The sequence below is a fragment of the Candidatus Nitrotoga arctica genome, assembly GCF_918378365.1.
Classification (GTDB): domain Bacteria; phylum Pseudomonadota; class Gammaproteobacteria; order Burkholderiales; family Gallionellaceae; genus Nitrotoga; species Nitrotoga arctica.
Genome location: NZ_OU912926.1, coordinates 740,436 through 759,403, shown reverse-complemented (window position 1 = coordinate 759,403; position 18,968 = coordinate 740,436). Strand labels below are relative to the sequence as shown.

Genomic DNA, 18,968 nt, shown 5'->3' with positions numbered 1-18,968 from the left:
TTTCAATGCTGGGTATTCGTTGCGGCCTGTGCCTGTGCTTGCTGCTGTTTCTGCTGCTGGTACAACGCTTCGAAATTGATCGGATTGAGCAACACGGGCGTAAACCCGGCGTGAATCGCCATATTCGATACCACTTCCCGAAGATAGGGATAAAGAATATTAGGGCAGATGATCGCCAATACCGACTCCAGCTCTTCCGGGGGCAGATTGCGCACTTGGAAAATACCGGCCTGTTTGGCTTCGATCAAAAACATCACTTTGTCTTTTTCCGGTAGTTTGGCGGTAACTGTAACAGTGACGGTTACTTCATATAGACCCTCTTCCATAAAATGGCTCTGAGTATTTAATTGCAGGTCAATTTTCGGATTTTCGCGTTCCAAAAAAATACTCGGCGCATTAGGGCTTTCCAGCGACAGGTCTTTCACATACAGTTTCTCGATATTGAATAGGGGTTGTTGCTGTTCAGATGCTGCTTCTTCACTCATTATATTTATCCTTCATTTTTAAATTAACTATTCAATAACTGACTTAATTCACCACTATGCTCCAACGCCACCAAGTTATCGTAGGTACCAACAAGGCGTGTGCCTATGTAAATTTGCGGCACGGTGCGACACCCGGTAATTTCCATCATTAGCCGACGCTGCTCCGGTTGCAGATCCACACGTATTTTTTCGATTTCCGTTACACCTCGGGCGCGCAACAGCCGCTCGGCCAGCACGCAATACGGACATACTGCGGTGCAATACATTAATACCTTGGGCATCGCTATTTTTTCAATGGCAAGCCAGCCTTTTGCCAAGCCGACACGCCACCCACCAAATTATACGCCAACTCAAATCCATGCTTGTTTAGCAACACACATGCTGCAGACGAGCGTAGACCACTGCTGTCCATCACTACGATGGGTTGCGTACGATAGCGTTCTAATTCTCCAATACTCTCATCAAGCTTGCCCAACGGAATTTGTTTCGCATTCAGAACATGCCCGGCATTAAATTCTCCCGCTTCGCGCACATCCAGAACCAATGCATTCTTGTAGTTGATCAGTTGCAGGGCGGCAGCACTACTTACTTCTTTTACCCCCCGTATGCTGTTGCCAATAAACGACCATAACAACAGCAAACCGCTACTCACCGCCACTAAAATCATCCAGATATTATCTTGCATGAACTGCATGCTGCCGCTCCTCGTATTTTTGGAGGGCAAATTCTAGCAGAGCAGCGAAGTTCTCGGGGCTTTTCTGTGCCAACGCACTCAACTCTTTACGCATCGCCTGGAAATCATCGGGATATGACCAGATAGCACGTTCCATCTGCAATTGTGCCGCCGCCTGCTCACCGGACATTGCCATCAGAAGTGCCTCGCGGTACACCACTAAACTAATCGGTGCAAAAGACATCACTCTCTCATTCAATATACGCTTGTCAGCGAGATCGTCGGCGCCCACCTTTATATTTCCACTCCTGAACAAATCAAAATAAGGGCGTAACGGGATTTGCACATGTGCCGCCATTAGATCCTCATGCCAAAAATAACCGTCTTTGCTTACGGCCTGCCTCACTTCCCTTAGCATTTCCAGATTACGGTAGTTCTGCAACAGGTGCACTAAAGAGAACGCCCCCAGCAACAGTATGGCCGCCAGCGCCAGACGTCCCATACCGCGTAATTTCAAGCGAAAAATGGTGGTATCCAGCATGCCCAGAATAAGCGCCGCCACCCCAAAAAAATAGGCATACCATAACGGATATTCCAACAGGCTGTGTATTGCCAACACGCCAAGCAAGGCGTATCCCCACCAATGGTAAACGGTACGCTGTGAACGACCACATTGAATTAGCCACATCGCCAGCATACCTAATAGAATAAGCAAGCCAGCCAAGCCCATTTCTGCGGCAATCTGCATTACCAATGAATGCGCATTATTATATAGACCGACAATGCTGGTGTTCTGCAAAACCGGGCCGAGCTGAAAATGCTGCCATGCAAACTGGCCAAAACCCGCCCCCAGCAAAGGAAACTGGGTAAATATCTGCCATCCTTCTCGCCACAAATACAACCGGATGCTGCCGCCAGTCCCTTCACCAAACAGACGCCGCATCGTAGTAATACTGCCGGCCGCCCCTTCCAGCCAAGGAATTTGCACCACTCCATGCATCAAACCGAAGCCCAGCAACAGCAACAAGGTATAACGCAAAAGGGGCAAACAAGATTTATCGCTACGCTGCCACAACCAGGCCATACCCGCCATAAGCAGTAAATACAACCAGACGCTACGCGAGCCGCTCAATACCAAAACGAATAGTAGTGGCATGACCAACAGCGCAACATACCGGGCGCGTAGCAGGCTGCGCACGTGCAACAAACCCAATGAGATTAACCCCAGTGAAATGTAATTGGCAAAATGGTTGGGCTGAGCCACATTGCCATAAACAGCTACGGAAATCTTGACGGTAACCACAGCATCCAAAAAAGTATGCCAGCGATAATGTTGCAATATGCCGGCCACAGCATTGAGTTCAGCCCCCACCAGCAGGAATGAAGCCAGCGCTGTCACCAATGTAGGCAAACCCAATTCCTCGCGCAGGCGTTGACCGAGCATCATGAGTAGCGCCGCCCATAGCAAGTACAGGGCGAGCAACAAAATCTGATCAAAATAGCTCACCCTGCCCAACACAAACTGCATCATGCCTACCAGCAGCAGCCCTATAGGCAACAAAACGATGAGCGGAAGTTCCGGTTGTAGCCAATAACGTTTTGTCACCAGCAGAGGCATGGCACATAGCCCAAGAACAGCGGCACTCCATTCCTGATAGAACGTAGTGAGCGGATAGGCATGGTAATAATACAAAAACGGCAAAACCCACATTAACCCGACAAATGTCAGACTAATGTGGGCGATACTGGGCAAACGATCTCCTCATTCTCTATTTAATGGATGGCATAACGAACAGAATATAAACAAAGCGGAGCTAAGGTTTGATGCGATAAAATCGCGTCTCCAGCGTTTTCCCTTTTACATCTTCTAAGCGCGCATTCATGACAAGCCCCAACTTTTCTAATCGGTCATCTGGATGGGGATGTGTTTTGAACAGCAGCGCCACGCTGCCGTCATCTTTGGAAAAATGACCTATTTGCTGAAGCACTTCGGGCAAAGCAAAGGCGTCATAACCGGCGCGCGCGGCAAGCACCACCGCGATGCGGTCAGCCTCGAACTCGGCGTTTTTGTCGAGCGAACGTGCCACAATTTCCGCACCGTTACCAATCAGTTTCTGTACTTTGTCATTGCCGCCGATCCGCTTGGAAATTAATTTTCCGCCCAAGTCTACCAGGCTGCTTTTCTGTAAAATTTTTAAATGATGCTTGCGGATAACATGGCCAATTTCGTGCCCCAGTACCCCGGCCAGTTCTGCCTCATTTTGCAATAAGCTATACAGCCCGCGAGTCAGGAAAATATAACCTCCCGGTGCGGCGAAAGCATTAACATCGCTCGATTCAATCACACCGAAATGCCAAGTCAAATCGGGACGCTCGCTTTGATTTGCCACCCAACGCCCGACCTTATTGACATATATCTGCAAGTTCTGATCTTTGACAAGCGCGGATGCACCCAGCAAGTTGCCCGCAATTTGTCGACCTATTGTAATTTCCTCTTCCTGCGAAATCCCGACAACCACTAATAATGCACTACTTGTTGCGGCGTCAGATTTTTCTTCAATCTTTTTTTGCACGCCATCCTTAAGAACTTTCTTGAATTCCTCCTCGAAATCAAAGCTCCAAACAGCACTACAAAGAAACGTCAATATCGTAACCAACAAGTATTTCATTATCGCTTTCATCAGAGCGATCCTTTATTCTGGGGAGACATCTGGGGAAGGAAGGTAATCGAATTTACGCGCAACAAGCTTCCCTTGAGTGGCGAACACTTGGGCTTCAGCTCGGTTTATGGCATACGACTCGACCAGATTCAGTTCGGTCTCATTATATTTAGCGGATTGCAATTCTACTTCGTCGAGTCCGCGGATACCTGTAGTGGCAACTACTTTTCCTGTTCCTGCACGCCCCGACGCCATGCCCAAGAGTCCGCCTATATCACTAGAATCCTTACGCATATCGCCTTTGCGAACATTCAACATATGCACCCAGCCCTTGCCCTTTGGGCTTTTTATTTGTAGCCAGCCACCATTTTTATTAACAATTTCCACTTTATCGCCCACCGATAGCGTAGCAATTGTTTTAGCATCTCGGAACGGCTCGACCTTGATTCCATCGGCCCTGATCACACTTCCTGTTTCAGCGGCAAATGCAGGCATAGCCAGTACAGCGACTAGAACAATTCCTAACTTGATCGAACTCATAGTGCCTTCTCTTGTTGTTCATTCCAACGCAGCAATGCTTCAGCAAACATCACGCGCCAACAATCGCGCGCCTCTTTGCCCCCGGAAATTTTCCCTTGATGTACAAACCAGCTAACCGCAATGTCAGGGGCAATTATACATTTGCTTAACAGTTGCGGGAACGCAGCGATCACCGCTGCAACATCCTCTGTCACCCGTGCAGCGCCATTCGCATCTTCCTGATTCACTATCCAGGAAATCGTGAATGTCTTTTCGAATAAATCCCACAAGCCTTTTTGATAACCCCTCAGCACTTCCACGCTTTTCTGTTCAATTCCAGTATTTTCAAGGCCGTAGCGGATTTTTTCCATCATTGCATCGGTCAGTATATTTTGAGCTACGTCAAGGCGAATTAATAACAACGTGGCATGTAATTCACCCTCACGCTCGGTGGAATAACGCACCATGCTTTGTTCCAGCATCTTGCCAGTGGCGGCAGAATACACACGTGCGATGGCAAAATAAATAAGCCCTAATGTCACCGGCCCAGTGATGTTGATATAAGTATCGGCAAAATTAATACTGGCATAAGAAATACCCATCAATATAAATTGCGACGCGCCAAATAATACGTCTATTTTGCTGCGCCCGACGTTGTTATAAAAGCCCCAAGCTGTGGCCCAAATAATGCACAGTGTTAGCAAAAAATAAACCACGCGTGCTTCAGGAAAACGCAGGTAATCATTATGTTTAAAGTTATCTATGGCGGTAGCAAGAATTTCCACGCCCGGGTGCATTTTGCTCATAGGCGTGGGTTTAATGTCGAACAAACTGGGCGCAGTGGAGCCGATAATGACGATTTTGTTTTTGAATTCGTCTTGCGGGCGCTTTTTTTCCTTACTGCCCCCGTCCATGAACACGTCGTGGAAACTGACATATTTATAAGAGAATGGCGGGCCGCGCCAATTGAGCAGAACGCTTTGTGCAGCAGGCTCAGACCAGCCGAAATCACGCGCCACTCGCGCTGGCAATGACGGCAGTTTCCATCCATAATCGTCGCGGTAAACAATATACTGGCGCACAATGCCATCCGCGTCGGGATAGATATTATGCAATCCAAGACGCCCACTTTTAAGTGCTGCCGGGAACTGTGGTAGTACCACAGCGACGGTGGCTTCCGGCTGAGCATCATTGAATAATGGCACAACACCAGGAATCATGGCGGGCTTCACCAGGCTCAAGGGATCGCTTGACGGATCAAGACGCAGCAAGGGGAAATAAGTATTGTTGGTGGCAGCAACAGCGGAGTCGAAATAAGCATCGCTGTCAGGATTGTATATGTCCGCATCGCTGAACAAAATGTCGAATATTATTGCTTTAGGTTGCTGCTTTTCGACCTGCTCGATAAACTCCCCCAGCACTTGGCGCGGCCAAGGCCAACGCCCGTAGTCCTTGGCCATAGCGGCAAGGCTGGCCTCATTGATGTCCACGATTACAATATTGCTATCAGGCTTGGGCACAATGATACGGTAGCGCACCATCGCATCGAAAGCCTGCTGACGCATACCAGAAATGATATGCAATTGCACGGTATCCAGCACGGCAAACAACGTGAACAGTGCTGCAAGATAAAGATAGAATTTTTTTTGCCAAAACTTGGCGAGCAGTGCGGAGGATTTGGAGTAAGCCAAACGCAACCGATTAGTGAAATAAATATTAAGATTCATTGCGAAAACCCCATATTGATACTATATCGCACTGTTTTACGCATTTTGTAATGGTGCATATGGCTCCACTTATGTAAGGTGACAGACTATATGTCGTCACACTTCAAAATACTACCCTCCGAATACACGCATGAAACCCGCCGATCAAAATACATCGCGAATCATTCCTGTCAGCTGAGAGGGCGGGCCGCCAATACAATAATTTAACTAGGCTGGCAAAATATCGTCACCCTAGTAGTTATTTAATTTTTCAAAAATTTTTTTACCATTATTCTTTTATTTTTTAATTTGGCATTGTGCGATGCTCAGAAGCCTGACAGTCCAGAAATCAGCTAAAATGATATCCTTCAATCAGTAACCAATTAATATTTAAACTTCCCCAAAGTCCGGTATGAAAATCACCCCTGTCCTCTTACTAATCCTCGACGGCTTCGGCCACAGTGAAGAAACTGACCACAATGCTATCGCCCACGCGTACAAACCGAACTGGGACAGGCTATGGCGTGATTATCCACACACGCTAATTAGTACGTCTGAATTATCAGTAGGACTTCCCCAAGGCCAGATGGGTAACTCTGAAGTTGGCCATCTCAATATCGGCTCGGGTCGCGTGGTGTATCAGGAACTCTCACGGGTGGATGCAGCCATTCAGGACGGAAGCTTCTACAGCAATCCGGCGTTCATGCAAGCGATTGAACATGCCAAGCAGCACAACACTGCGCTACATATCATGGGGCTGCTGTCGCCCGGCGGGGTGCATAGTCACGAAGATCATATCCACGCCATGCTGGAACTGGCAGCGCGCGCTGGACTGCGCAAAATATTTATCCATGCCTTTCTCGATGGTCGTGACACACCGCCGAGAAGCGCCGCGCATTCACTACAGCAGCTACAGGAAAAATTTGTCGCCTTGGGCGTTGGACGTATTGCTTCCATTATCGGCCGCTATTATGCAATGGACCGGGATAACCGCTGGGAGCGAGTACAGGAAGCCTACGACTTATTGACTCAAGGCAAGGCTGAGTTCCGCTCATCTGATGCTCAGGATGGATTGCAGCAAGCCTATGCACGCGGAGAAAATGACGAGTTCGTTAAAGCAACTATCATCACCTCGCCCACCGAATCACCCGTTATCATGCAAGATGGAGATGTCGTGGTGTTCATGAACTACCGCGCGGACCGCGCGCGTCAATTAACCCGCGCACTGACCGATCCGACGTTTGACGGCTTTACGCGTGCATATTTTCCCAAGCTGGCGAGCTTTGTCACACTAAGCAACTACGGTGAGGACTTCCATCTCCCAGCTGCATTCATGCCCACAACTATCCACAATTGTTTTGGCGAGTACCTTTCCGGCTTGGGGCTGAAACAATTACGTATCGCAGAAACGGAGAAGTATGCACATGTCACCTATTTCTTCAATGGCGGCAAGGAACAACCTTATCCCGGCGAAGATCGTATCCTGGTGCCATCTCCCAAAGTGGCAACCTACGACCTCAAACCAGAAATGAGTGCTTTTGAGGTCACTGACAAACTGGAAGCGGCCATTCGTAGTGGGCAGTATCAAGCCATGATCTGTAATTATGCCAACGGCGACATGGTCGGCCATAGCGGCATTATGGAAGCAGCAGTCAAGGCCATTGAAGTCTTGGATGTATGTATCGGACGGGTAGTAAACACCATGCTGGAATATGGCGGTGAGGTGCTAATTACCGCTGATCACGGCAATGCCGAACAAATGCTGGATCGCACCACGCAACAAGCACATACCGCACATACACTTAACTTGGTCCCATTGTTGTATGTCGGCCGTAAGGCGCATATAGCTGACAGTGGCTCGCTTCAGGATGTTACCCCAACCTTGCTCGCCATGATGGGTCTGCCACAACCGCCTGAAATGACAGGTCAGCCGCTTATCTCAATCCAGTGACCGTACTGATCCGCCACGCGTTATTGCTGTGTATCTGCTTGGTGGCAGGCATAAACAGCACTCATGCCTTACAGCAGGAAGAACTGGATAACCTGCGCAAACACATCTCTGTGTTGCAGAAGGAATTGGAAAAAACCACTGAATCTCAATCCGAAGCAGCAGACGAGCTTCGTGAATCAGAACGCACTATCAGTAATAGCAAGCGTAAGCTCGCTGAGTTGTCATCGCAACACCGTGCTGCAGACCACACCTTGGAGAAACTGCGACAGCAAGGGCAGCAAATAGAAAGGGATATGCAGAGTCAGCAGGCCATGCTCAGCAAGCTGCTCTACCAGCAATATTTGGGCGGCAAACAAGAATACTTCAAGCTGTTGCTCAACAATCATGACCCCGATCAAACCGCACGTGAAATGCGCTATTACGAATATATCGCGCGCAGCCGTTCGACTTGGCTCAATATGTTACGCGTAAATCTTGCGCAGCTGAACGAGGTCGTCCAACTCACTCAACAAAAGAGCGGGGAAATTGCGGCGCTGCAAGCAGAAGAAAATGCGCAGCAGAAAATATTGGAAAAAGACAAGCTTGCGCGTCAGCAAGTAATCAATCAGTTCGCCCAGCAACTCAAACAACAACGCCACGAAATCGGTCGCCTACAACGCGACGAAAACCGCTTGTCGCAACTGGTGGCCAAGCTCTCCAAAATGTTGACGCAGAAAAAAGGCAAAGGGGTATTCAACAATGATAAATTGCCTGATAATCGCTTCGACGGCAAGCCGTTCGAGCAACTTAAAGGCAAGCTGACGCTGCCCGTAATGGGTGAGGTGGTCAATAAATTCGGCAGCGCACGTCCAGACAGTACCGTACTTTGGAGAGGTTTACTATTGCGCGCAGCAAACGGTCAGCCAGTAAAATCGGTAGCGGCCGGACGTGTGGTATTTGCCGATTGGTTACGCGGCTTCGGGAACTTATTGATCATTGATCATGGCAAAGGCTACATGAGCTTGTATGGCAATAATGAAACGCTATACAAGCAAGTAGGCGACATTCTGCGCGGGGGCGACACCGTAGCGGCCGTTGGCAACAGCGGCGGAAATGAAGATTCCGGTGTATACTTTGAGCTGCGCCACAGGGGCGAGCCTCTAGACCCTATAAAGTGGATAGCCCGATGAAATTACTCATGAAGAATCATGTTGCAACAAAACAACTTTAGAGGTCAGACATGCGTAGTCGTATTGAAAAAACTGGATTAATCGGACTAGGGCTGATCGCAGGTGTGTTGATCAGCCTGCAATTCTCTGCCATCGCGGATAAGGACAGCGCTGAGCCGTTACCGATTGAAGAGCTGCGTGCCTTCTCAGAGGTGTTTGGCCGCATCAAGAGTGACTATGTAGAACCGGTCACCGACAAAAAACTTATCACCGAAGCCATCACCGGCATGCTGACCGGCCTGGATCCGCACTCCGCCTACCTGGATGCCGATGCGTTCAAAGAACTACAAATCGGCACACAGGGCGAATTTGGTGGTTTAGGCATTGAGGTAGGGATGGAAGACGGACTGGTGAAAGTTATTTCGCCAATTGAAGATTCCCCTGCCTATCATGCAGGCATGAAGAGCGGCGATCTGATCATCAAACTCGACGACGTGATGGTGAAGAGCCTGACGCTAGGTGATGCAGTTAAGCGCATGCGCGGCAAGCCAGGCAGCAAAATTATCTTAACCGTGATTCGCAAGGACGCGCCCAAGCCGTTGACCTTTACTTTAACTCGCGCCATTATTAAAGTGCAAAGTGTAAAATCCAAGCTGGTCGAACCTGGCTATGCTTTTATTCGCATCACCCAATTTCAGGAACACACTGGCGAGAACCTCGCCACTGCGCTTAACAACCTGTTCAAACAGAACCAAGGCACTATGAAAGGCTTGGTATTGGATCTACGTAACGATCCAGGTGGCTTGCTCAATAGTTCAGTAGCAGCATCTGCCGCCTTCCTGCCCAAAGACGCTCTAGTGGTATATACCGAAGGGCGTAACTCAGATGCCAAGATGCGCCTGACCGCCGTTCCTAATGACTATCTGCGCAACAACGAGAAAGATTACCTGAAAAATCTGCCTGCGGCAGTCAAAACAGTGCCGATGATAGTGCTGGTGAATGGCGGCTCTGCCTCCGCTTCAGAAATCGTCGCAGGTGCGTTGCAAGATCATAAACGCGCTGTCATCATGGGCACCCAAACCTTCGGCAAAGGCTCAGTACAGTCAGTTCTGCCGCTAGGCAACAATACCGCAATCAAGCTCACCACTGCGCGTTATTTCACGCCTGGCGGCCGCTCTATCCAAGCCAAGGGTATCGTCCCTGATATCGTAGTGGAAGATCCGGCAACGGTCGAAGATCAAACTTTCCGCATGCGCGAGGCCGATTTGGAACGTCACTTGAGCAACAGTCAGGAGGTTGTTGATGTGAAGGTAGGCGTCACCGTAAAGCCCGCAGTTCCGGCTACGCCAGCTAAGTCACCGACCAAACGCGAGGAAGGTGATGCAACAAAACCAAAAATGCTCGAGTTCGGATCAAAAGAAGACTACCAGTTACATCAAGCTATAAATTTGTTAAAGGGTATTAATATATTGCAAGGGAAGTAAGCGAGTAACAATAACTCCTCTTCCATATCGCATGAATGACGAACAGTTACTGCGCTATAGCCGCCACATCCTGTTGCCTGACATTGGCATCGAAGGGCAACAGAAATTACGGGATGCGCACGCACTGATAATAGGTGCTGGCGGACTAGGTTCTCCCGCTGCCATGTACCTTGCCTCTAGCGGCGTTGGCACCCTGACTCTGTGCGACGGTGACACTGTAGACCTGACCAATCTGCAACGCCAAATCGTACACCGCACTTCCAGCATCGGAATAGCTAAGGTAGATTCTGCCCGTACCTTGCTCGCTGAAATCAATCCCGATGTTCGCGTCATAGCCCTGAATGAACGCGCAGATCAAACACGTTTATTTGAGCTAATTGACCAAGCCGATGTAGTACTGGATTGCAGCGATAACTTCGCCACGCGCTATGCGCTTAACCAAGTTTGCGTACAATTAAAAAAGCCTTTTGTATCCGGCGCGGCTACCCGCTTTGACGGTCAAGTAGCCGTGTTTGATATGCGCCATCCTCACAGCCCTTGCTATCACTGCCTGTATCCAGAACAATCTGATGCTTTAGAAACACGTTGCGCGGTAATGGGGGTGTTTGCCCCACTAGTCGGCATTATCGGTAGCATGCAAGCCGCTGAGGCACTCAAACTATTGATGGGAATAGGCACGCTACTGTGTAGCAGATTGCTGGTAACAGATTTACTGCATATGGAACTGCGCACCGTTAAGTTGAAAAAAGATCCAGCTTGTCTAATTTGCGGCACGCCATAAATATAGCGTCTAACAGAAACCCCCTATTTTTATAGAAAATAGCCTGCCTGAGTTTTTGACAAGTTCCCTATATTTTTATTTTTCATTGCGGGTAAGGAAGCGTTTTTCAGTTCCTAGAGACTAAAACGTGAATCCTATAATTTTTGCCGGATTTTACAGACAAAGCGACATGGCTACGTTAGATCCATAATCTATCCGGGCTGGCATAGAAAAATTGCCATCCCGGATAAATAATTACACAAAATCTATATTGCGTGACGCTATAGGAAGAAAAAACAGTTTCGATGGTTAAATGATTATTTTAAATATTTAATTAGTTAATTTTTAAAAAGCATCTATTCGAATTGCCAACAATGCAGAAACCCAAAATGACGGTTATGACTTATTAAAAAGTTTGCCGATTTCTTGATGAGCAAGCTGTTCCATATTCTGTGGAAATGAACCACGAGCTGACAGCGCTCTAAGAACTAAATGTGCCGGAAGTGTGGATAAAGTCATCGGTGGGCGCACAGGATCTTGACCACCAGTCGTACCTTCATCCTCTATCCCTGCAACAACGCCAACGCTACCTACTACTTTTGTTACTGCGTGGTAGTCCTTTTGGTCTTTTAATGCATGGATGATTGCGACTTGAGTATTAACGATGCCAATCAGTAATTCTGTCAGTTCTTTTTCGGTTATTACAGCCATAATGCATCCTTTAAAAATTAAATGTTAAGTAACAGTGTTAAGCAAACGGCATCCAGGAATCATGTAGAAACATTAGCATTTTACACTTCGAATTACTTTAACTCACCATTCTATAGAAATCAATAATCTAAAAATCATAGCCCCACAGAGTTCAGCGATTGAAGAAACTGTCCCGCATTCTGATACCCTATTATACGGCGGACATCCTGCTCGCGCCCTTGTGCATCAAAAAATAGAATAGCGGGCGGACCGAATAACTCAAAACGTTTTAGCAGTGCTTTATCTTCGTCGCTATTGGCAGTGACGTCGATTTGTAGCAATACAGCATTTTTTAGTTTAGCCTGAACCTTAGCATCGGTGAACGTATAACGCTCCATCTCCTTGCACGATATGCACCAGTCTGCGTAGAAATCCAGCATCACAGTCTTGCCATTCGCCTGTGCAATTCGGGCATCCAGTTCAGCCACATTCTTTATCCGCACAAATTGCAGAGTCGAGGCCGCTTCCGCCTGGCCATTACCCAGTGCTGCCAGCGGACGCAGGATGTCGCGTGCGCCGGAGAGTGCACCGATCAAGTAGGCACTACCAAGCAGAAGCGCAAGAATACCGATGCCTTTCCATAATTTCTGCCAACCTGAGGCATTGTTTGGCAGCGCATCCAGCGCGTGCATATAAATGGCAGAAAGCACTAGCAGCGCCGCCCACAACAACATCTGTATGCTCAACGGGATCAGCGTTGAAATGAGCCAGATCGCGAGTGCTAGCATTAACACGCCAAAGAAGCGCTTGACCGCTTCCATCCATGCACCCGCCTTGGGCAATAGCGCACCAGCTGAGGCGCCGATTAATAACAATGGCAAGCCCATGCCCATTGCGAGTGCGAACAACGCTGTTCCGCCTAGCCAGGCGTCATGCGTCTGCCCGATATACAACAGAGCAGCCGCCATGGGCGCGGCGACGCATGGACTGACGATAACGGCAGATAGCGCACCCATCACGAACACACCACTCAGATGGCCGCCATGCAGGCGGTTACTGGTATTGGTCAATTTGCTTTGCAGAGCGGCAGGAAGTTGTAGCTCGTAAAAGCCGAACATCGATAAAGACAGCAACACGAACACGGCAGCAAAGCTACCCAGCGCCCAAGGCGTTTGCAGCGCGCTGGACAATAGCGTACCAGACAGACCGGCGGCCACGCCAATCGCTGCATAGGTTAATGCCATGCCGAGCACGTAGGCAAGCGACAAGAGGAAGCCGTGCATTTTGGTGGGGTGTGAGCTGCGACCAACGATGATGCCAGAAAGAATGGGGATCATCGGCAGCATGCAAGGAGTGAAAGCAAGCAGCAGCCCGGCACCAAAGAAAAATGTCACGATCAGCCAAAAGCCACCTTGCTTGAATAGGTTGGCAAGCTGCGTACTTTCAGAATCATCAGGCATTGCAACACCTTGCGCCGCCTGCGGCGAAGTTTGCATCTGTGGCGTTGTTGTTGCGAGACTTGCCTTGGGTAGCATGATGCTGAACTGCTTATCTATCGGCGCATAGCACAGATCGTTTTCTTTGCACCCCTGATAACTGGCTGCCAGCGTAATATCCTGAGCCGTATTGTTATTGCGTTCCAGCGTAATCACCGCTTGGAAGGGCTGATGAAATACTGTCATGTCACCGAAATTGAGGTCAGACTTCATTTCCCCTTTTGGCATAGACACATTCGTAATTTTTACGCCCGCAATTTTTGCGGAATCGCCCGATATAGTGAAGGTAACCTTGTCACGATATAAATAGTAGCCGGGCGTGATCTTGAAATTGGCAAGCAGGGTGGATGCATCGCGCACGCTGACTTCCAGCCCGAAGGCCTTATCCGGATGCAAGATGACAGTTTGCTTCGCGCCACCCAGTAGCGGCAAGCGATCCAGAAAACTTTCCGCGTAGGATAACGGAACCAAGCACAACAATATCAACAGTAAGAGACGCATCGCTTTCAAAACCTTTGTGGATGTTACCTGTAAGTCAGTAATTTGACGAACAAAATGCCTCAATGAAAATAGAGGGCTCTAAATGGCTAAAAAAAGAGCAATTGTATTCAAAACAACCTTCACTTTTACTCCTTCCAGTCTCACATTGTCATGGGAGGCTGGCAGAGGCTGGAGATGTTTCTTGGATGATCCACTGTAGATAGCCGGGCAACCCTGCGTTAATCGAGACAGCAATGATCTCGGGAAGTTCATAGGGATGATGTGAACGGATGACGGCCTCAAGTTGAGGGTAAGCGGCACGGGTAGTCTTAATCAGCAGCGGCACCTCACTAGCCGTCTCTATTTCTCCCTGCCAGCGATAGACCGAGGTGCATTCCGCCAGCATGTTGATGCATGCCGCGGCCCGACTTTCAATCAAAGCATTGGCCACGCGCTGGGCGCTCTCACGATTCGGCAAATTGGTTAAGACTAGAAGAATTTCGTCCATCAACTTTATGCCGCTTTCACATTAGCGCAACGAACCCCCAATTGCAGCAATTCATCCCACACGTTACCGCGGCGCAAGCCCTTAATCACCTTGTCCACGTGCGCGGCCTGACGCAAGGCGCGCTCGGCTATAGCCGGGCTGAAACGCCGCACGGCGCGTTCCACGAGCTTTTGGCGTACGCCCCATACACGCGCATCGCGTAGCGCGGAAGACAAATTGCCACTGTCCTGCATAGCGCGTAACACCTTGCTCAGCGTACGAATGTCTTCGGCCAACGCCCACAGTATCAGCACGGCAGCCGTGCCTTCAACACGCAAGCCATCGAGGATGTGCGCATATCGCGCTACATCACCCGCCAGCATAGCCTCGGACAGCTTGAACACGTCGTAGCGCGCCACATCCATTACGGAGTCCTTCACCTGTTCGAAAGATAATGGCCCGGCGGGGAATAACAGGGCAAGCTTTTGGATTTCCTGATAAGCCGCCAGCAGATTGCCTTCCACCCGCTCCGCGAGAAACGCCAAAGTGTCCGCATCAGCGGATTGATTCTGCCGTTTCAATCGGCTCGCAATCCAGGTCGGCAGTGCATTCAGGGCAATTTCCTCGGTGGCAATGATCACCCCCTGCGCTGACAGCGCGCTGAACCATTTGCTGCCCAAGGCAGTCTTGTCCAATCGTGGCAGCGATACCAGCGTAACTGTGTCGACGTTCAATTTCTGGCAATAATCCTGCAAGGCCTGGGCACCTTCCACACCCGGCTTGCCGGATGGAATACGCAGATCCACCAATTTTCGCGTGGAAAAGAGCGACAAACTTTGCGCGCTATGACGCAACTCTGCCCACTTGAAGCCCGGCTCAGCGATTAGTACTTCACGCTCGATATAGCCATCCGCGCGCGCTGCAGCGCGGATGGCATCGGCCGCCTCGATAGCGAGCAGCAACGCCTCGCCGTGAATAACATACAGCGGCGCAAGCCCCTGGGCAAGATGATGCGACAAATCCTCCCCAGAAAGCTTCATGGTAGATGAGCTAGCTTCATTGTGGCGATGGCGGCGCCTTGGCAAGACTCAAGCGACGTAATATCTGCTGAACCGCGTCCTTGCGCATGTCTTGATAAAGCAGCGTTTCCTCCATTTCCTTAGCAAGAACCTGTGTGTTGTCATACGATAAATAACGCTGCAGCACGATTTCATCTGCGGGAACCCATTCATCCAGTTTGATATCGTAAGCACGCAACGAAACACGATAATTCAATTGATATTCGCGCACACGGCCGGCATCGCTCAAGGAAAGTATCTGCTTGCTCATAGTTTCGGAAACGATATGCAGAGTCAGTTGCGCGTTTTCGGACGAATCAACGAGCTTGACGTTATATAACTGCACAGCACGTTTTAAATCAATAATGAAGGGCGCATTGGCATTAGGTGACAATATGAATAATGTCTGAAATGGGAACGCAAACCCCCCTTGTCCGCGCAAATGAAAGCCGCACGCAGCCAACAGCAACGTTAGTATTAACAGCGGCAATATCAGCAGATTTGTGCGCATTGGCATCTTTCCATAGGTTAGATTACTACGTTGATCAAGCGCCCAGGCACCACGATGATTTTTTTGGCAGCTTGGCCGGCTAATAATTTTTCTACGGACGGATAGGTTAAAGCCAGCTGTTTGAGCATGGCATGATCGGCATCCTTTGCTACGCGCAATTTACCGCGCAACTTCCCATTGACTTGAATTATCAGGTCGATTTCATCTTGTACTAATGCAGCTTCATCCACTTCTGGCCAAGGAGCGGACAAAATATCATCGCCGTAACCCAATTCTTGCCAGAGTGTTTGCGTAATGTGCGGTGCAATAGGGGAAAGCAGGCGCAGCAGGATACTGAATCCCTTTGTGATGGCAACCACTTTTGTATTCATGTCAGGCGTAACTATGACCATTTGTTGCTCTAACGCTTTCAAAATTTTCATGCAAGCTGATGCCACAGTATTGAATTGCAAGCGCTGCAGGTCAAAATTTGCTTGTTTAAGTGCTACATGCATCTCTCTGTAAACATCCCTTTGTTCATTATTCAATGCCTTCAAGTAAGATTCGTCGGACTCTTGTTTGCTGCGATTTTGATAAACCCCAATCTCGTTTTTATTTGAATAAGCAAAATTCCATACCCGTCTCAGAAAACGGAATGCACCTTCCACACCGGCGTCAGACCACTCCAGGGTTTGCTCGGGCGGCGCTGCAAATATTATAAAAAAGCGCGCAGTGTCGGCGCCATATTGGTCAATGATGACCTGTGGATCTACGCCGTTGTTTTTGGATTTGGACATTTTCTCTGTGCCGCCGATAACAACCGGCTGGCCGTCGGCGCGCAACTTGGCGCCAACCGGGCGTCCTCGTGAGTCTGTGTCTATATCCACATCGGCAGGATTGATCCATAGTTTTTTGCCCGCCACCCCTTCGCGGAAAAAAGTCGGCGCGATCACCATCCCTTGCGTGAGCAGGTTGGTAAACGGTTCATCAACGGATTTTGGCCGTAGCGTTTGCTCTTCTTTTCCCTGTGATACTGAGGTAAGGGCAGTCTCGCCGAACAACCCCTCATCGCGCATCAGCTTGTTAAAGAAACGCGCATACAGCAAATGCAGGATGGCGTGCTCAATACCACCGACATATTGATCAACAGGCAACCAGTACTGGGCACGTTCGTCCACCATGCCCGTGGTACAACCGGGACTGGTGTAGCGCGCGTAATACCAGGACGATTCGACGAAGGTATCCATGGTGTCGGTCTCGCGCTTCGCCGCGCCGCCACATTGCGGGCAAGTGGTCTCGTAGAACTCCGGCATCTTCGCCAGCGGTGAACCCGCACCGGTAATCGTTACGTTCTCCGGCAATAAAACAGGTAATTGCTCATCCGGCACCGGAACATCGCCGCAATGTACGCAATGAATGATCGGGATCGGGCAGCCCCAGTAACGCTGACGCGAGATGCCCCAGTCGCGCAGGCGGAACTGCACTTTCTTTTCGCCCAGACCTTTGACAGCGAGATCGGCGGCGATGGAGTCTACGGCTGAGGTATAACCGAGGCCGTCATATTTTCCTGAGTTAATGCAAACACCCACTACTTTGCTTCCATACCACTCTTGCCATCGAACAATAGCGAATGGAGTATCGATACCACCACTACCCGCTCCGCTACCGTCTTCAGACCCAACTCCTGAAGCTGTGCCACCGCCATATCCGCTACCGTCACCAAAGCCATCGTCACGGCCTTTGGCAATCACTTGCTTGATCGGCAAGCCATATTTTTTGGCAAAGCCAAAATCGCGTTCGTCATGCGCGGGCACTGCCATCACCGCGCCCTCGCCGTAGCCCATCAGTACATAGTTGCCTATCCATACCGGCACTTGTTCGCCGGTGAGCGGATGGGTGACCTTCAAGCCAGTGTCCATGCCCTTCTTTTCCATCGTTGCGATATCGGCTTCCGCCACGCCGCCATGCTTGCATTCTTCGATGAATACAGTAAGCACGGGATTGCCTTGTGCAGCGCGAGTTGCCAGAGGATGCTCAGCAGCAACTGCAACGAAAGTGACGCCCATGATGGTGTCGGCACGTGTGGTATATACCCACAACTTGTCCTGCTTGCCATCCAGTTGATAAGGGAAAGCGAAGCGCACACCGTAGCTCTTGCCGATCCAGTTGCGCTGCATGGTCTTGACCTGTTCCGGCCAGCCTTCCAACTGGTCCAGATCGGCAAGCAACTCTTCGGCATATTGAGTAATGCGCATGAAATACATCGGGATGTCGCGTTTTTCCACCAGCGCGCCGGAACGCCAGCCGCGCCCATCAATCACCTGTTCATTGGCCAACACTGTGTGATCGACCGGATCCCAGTTCACCGAAGACGTCTTTTTGTAAATCAGCCCTTTCTGAAACAGGCGCGTGAACAACCATTGTTCCCAACGGTAATAATCCGGTTTGCAAGTCGTCACTTCGCGCGACCAGTCGACGCCAAGTCCCAAGCTCTGTAGCTGCGTGCGCATGACGTCAATATTGGAATAAGTCCACGCGGCGGGCGGTACGTTATTGGCCAAGGCGGCATTCTCAGCGGGCAGGCCAAAGGCATCCCAGCCCATCGGTTGCATTACGTTAAAGCCCTTCATGCGGTGATAACGCGATAGCACATCACCGATAGTATAGTTACGCACATGCCCCATGTGCAGCTTGCCGGAGGGGTAAGGAAACATCGACAGACAATAATATTTGGGCTTCTCAGATTGATCCTTCGCGCGGAAGGTCAATTTCTCCTTCCAATATTGTTGCGCGACAACTTCGATATTTTTCGGTTTATAATCCTGTTGCATTTTAATTTCTGCGTTAGTTCGTCCAGTCGACATTATACCGGCATAATCCT

Annotated in this window: 17 protein-coding genes; 4 read left to right on the top strand and 13 right to left on the bottom strand. The window is 49.6% G+C overall.

What is annotated here, in order from left to right:
* Window positions 1-2: 2 nt before the first annotated feature.
* The 7 genes from secB to MKZ32_RS03490 all read right to left on the bottom strand — a co-directional run bounded on the left by secB (window position 3) and on the right by MKZ32_RS03490 (window position 6,064).
* On the bottom strand, window positions 3-485 hold the full coding sequence (gene secB, locus MKZ32_RS03520) for a protein-export chaperone SecB (RefSeq protein WP_239795997.1): 483 nt from the start codon (window positions 483-485) through the stop codon (window positions 3-5).
* 23 nt (window positions 486-508) lie between these two features.
* Window positions 509-766, bottom strand: a complete 258-nt coding sequence (locus MKZ32_RS03515; RefSeq protein WP_173055794.1) for a glutaredoxin domain-containing protein — start codon at window positions 764-766, stop codon at window positions 509-511.
* A 2-nt stretch (window positions 767-768) separates the two neighbouring features.
* Complete coding sequence (locus MKZ32_RS03510) at window positions 769-1,179, bottom strand: rhodanese-like domain-containing protein (protein WP_239795996.1); 411 nt, start codon at window positions 1,177-1,179, stop codon at window positions 769-771.
* Window positions 1,160-2,911, bottom strand: a complete 1,752-nt coding sequence (locus tag MKZ32_RS03505; protein WP_239795995.1) for a PglL family O-oligosaccharyltransferase — start codon at window positions 2,909-2,911, stop codon at window positions 1,160-1,162. Before MKZ32_RS03505 ends, MKZ32_RS03510 begins: the two co-directional genes overlap by 20 nt.
* Before the next feature lie 61 nt (window positions 2,912-2,972).
* The gene (locus tag MKZ32_RS03500) at window positions 2,973-3,839 is read right to left on the bottom strand and encodes a M48 family metalloprotease (RefSeq protein WP_239795994.1); all 867 of its coding nucleotides are present in this window, start codon (window positions 3,837-3,839) and stop codon (window positions 2,973-2,975) included.
* 12 nt (window positions 3,840-3,851) lie between these two features.
* On the bottom strand, window positions 3,852-4,358 hold the full coding sequence (locus MKZ32_RS03495) for an SH3 domain-containing protein (protein ID WP_239795993.1): 507 nt from the start codon (window positions 4,356-4,358) through the stop codon (window positions 3,852-3,854).
* Window positions 4,355-6,064, bottom strand: a complete 1,710-nt coding sequence (locus MKZ32_RS03490) for a CHASE2 domain-containing protein (RefSeq protein WP_239795992.1) — start codon at window positions 6,062-6,064, stop codon at window positions 4,355-4,357. The genes MKZ32_RS03495 and MKZ32_RS03490 overlap by 4 nt, the downstream gene beginning before the upstream one ends.
* A gap of 391 nt (window positions 6,065-6,455) precedes the next feature.
* Here MKZ32_RS03490 and gpmI point away from each other — a divergent pair, with 391 nt between their 5' ends.
* The 4 genes from gpmI to MKZ32_RS03470 are packed head-to-tail and all read left to right on the top strand — an operon-like array spanning window position 6,456 to window position 11,407.
* Window positions 6,456-7,994, top strand: coding sequence for a 2,3-bisphosphoglycerate-independent phosphoglycerate mutase (gene gpmI, locus MKZ32_RS03485; RefSeq protein ID WP_239795991.1), 1,539 nt, complete (start codon window positions 6,456-6,458; stop codon window positions 7,992-7,994).
* The gene (locus MKZ32_RS03480; RefSeq protein WP_239795990.1) at window positions 7,991-9,163 is read left to right on the top strand and encodes a murein hydrolase activator EnvC family protein; all 1,173 of its coding nucleotides are present in this window, start codon (window positions 7,991-7,993) and stop codon (window positions 9,161-9,163) included. The genes gpmI and MKZ32_RS03480 overlap by 4 nt, the downstream gene beginning before the upstream one ends.
* A gap of 50 nt (window positions 9,164-9,213) precedes the next feature.
* Window positions 9,214-10,626 carry a S41 family peptidase gene (locus MKZ32_RS03475; RefSeq protein ID WP_239795989.1) on the top strand — a complete coding sequence of 471 codons (1,413 nt, stop codon included), beginning with the start codon at window positions 9,214-9,216 and terminating at the stop codon, window positions 10,624-10,626.
* Between the two features lie 31 nt (window positions 10,627-10,657).
* Entirely contained in the window at window positions 10,658-11,407 is a 750-nt protein-coding gene (locus MKZ32_RS03470) for a HesA/MoeB/ThiF family protein (RefSeq protein WP_239795988.1), read from the top strand.
* Between the two features lie 375 nt (window positions 11,408-11,782).
* On the opposite strand, the gene MKZ32_RS03465 is transcribed toward MKZ32_RS03470, so the two are convergent.
* From MKZ32_RS03465 to leuS, 6 genes are all read right to left on the bottom strand, one after another.
* Entirely contained in the window at window positions 11,783-12,097 is a 315-nt protein-coding gene (locus MKZ32_RS03465; protein WP_239795987.1) for a hypothetical protein, read from the bottom strand.
* A gap of 134 nt (window positions 12,098-12,231) precedes the next feature.
* The gene (gene dsbD / locus MKZ32_RS03460; RefSeq protein ID WP_239795986.1) at window positions 12,232-14,073 is read right to left on the bottom strand and encodes a protein-disulfide reductase DsbD; all 1,842 of its coding nucleotides are present in this window, start codon (window positions 14,071-14,073) and stop codon (window positions 12,232-12,234) included.
* A 148-nt stretch (window positions 14,074-14,221) separates the two neighbouring features.
* Window positions 14,222-14,560: a divalent-cation tolerance protein CutA gene (gene cutA, locus MKZ32_RS03455; RefSeq protein ID WP_239795985.1), complete on the bottom strand. Its 339-nt coding sequence runs from the start codon at window positions 14,558-14,560 to the stop codon at window positions 14,222-14,224.
* A gap of 5 nt (window positions 14,561-14,565) precedes the next feature.
* Complete coding sequence (holA, locus tag MKZ32_RS03450; RefSeq protein ID WP_239795984.1) at window positions 14,566-15,579, bottom strand: DNA polymerase III subunit delta; 1,014 nt, start codon at window positions 15,577-15,579, stop codon at window positions 14,566-14,568.
* Between the two features lie 16 nt (window positions 15,580-15,595).
* Window positions 15,596-16,108, bottom strand: coding sequence for an LPS-assembly lipoprotein LptE (locus MKZ32_RS03445; RefSeq protein ID WP_239795983.1), 513 nt, complete (start codon window positions 16,106-16,108; stop codon window positions 15,596-15,598).
* Between the two features lie 17 nt (window positions 16,109-16,125).
* Window positions 16,126-18,918, bottom strand: a complete 2,793-nt coding sequence (gene leuS / locus MKZ32_RS03440) for a leucine--tRNA ligase (RefSeq protein ID WP_239798087.1) — start codon at window positions 18,916-18,918, stop codon at window positions 16,126-16,128.
* Window positions 18,919-18,968 lie beyond the last annotated feature (50 nt).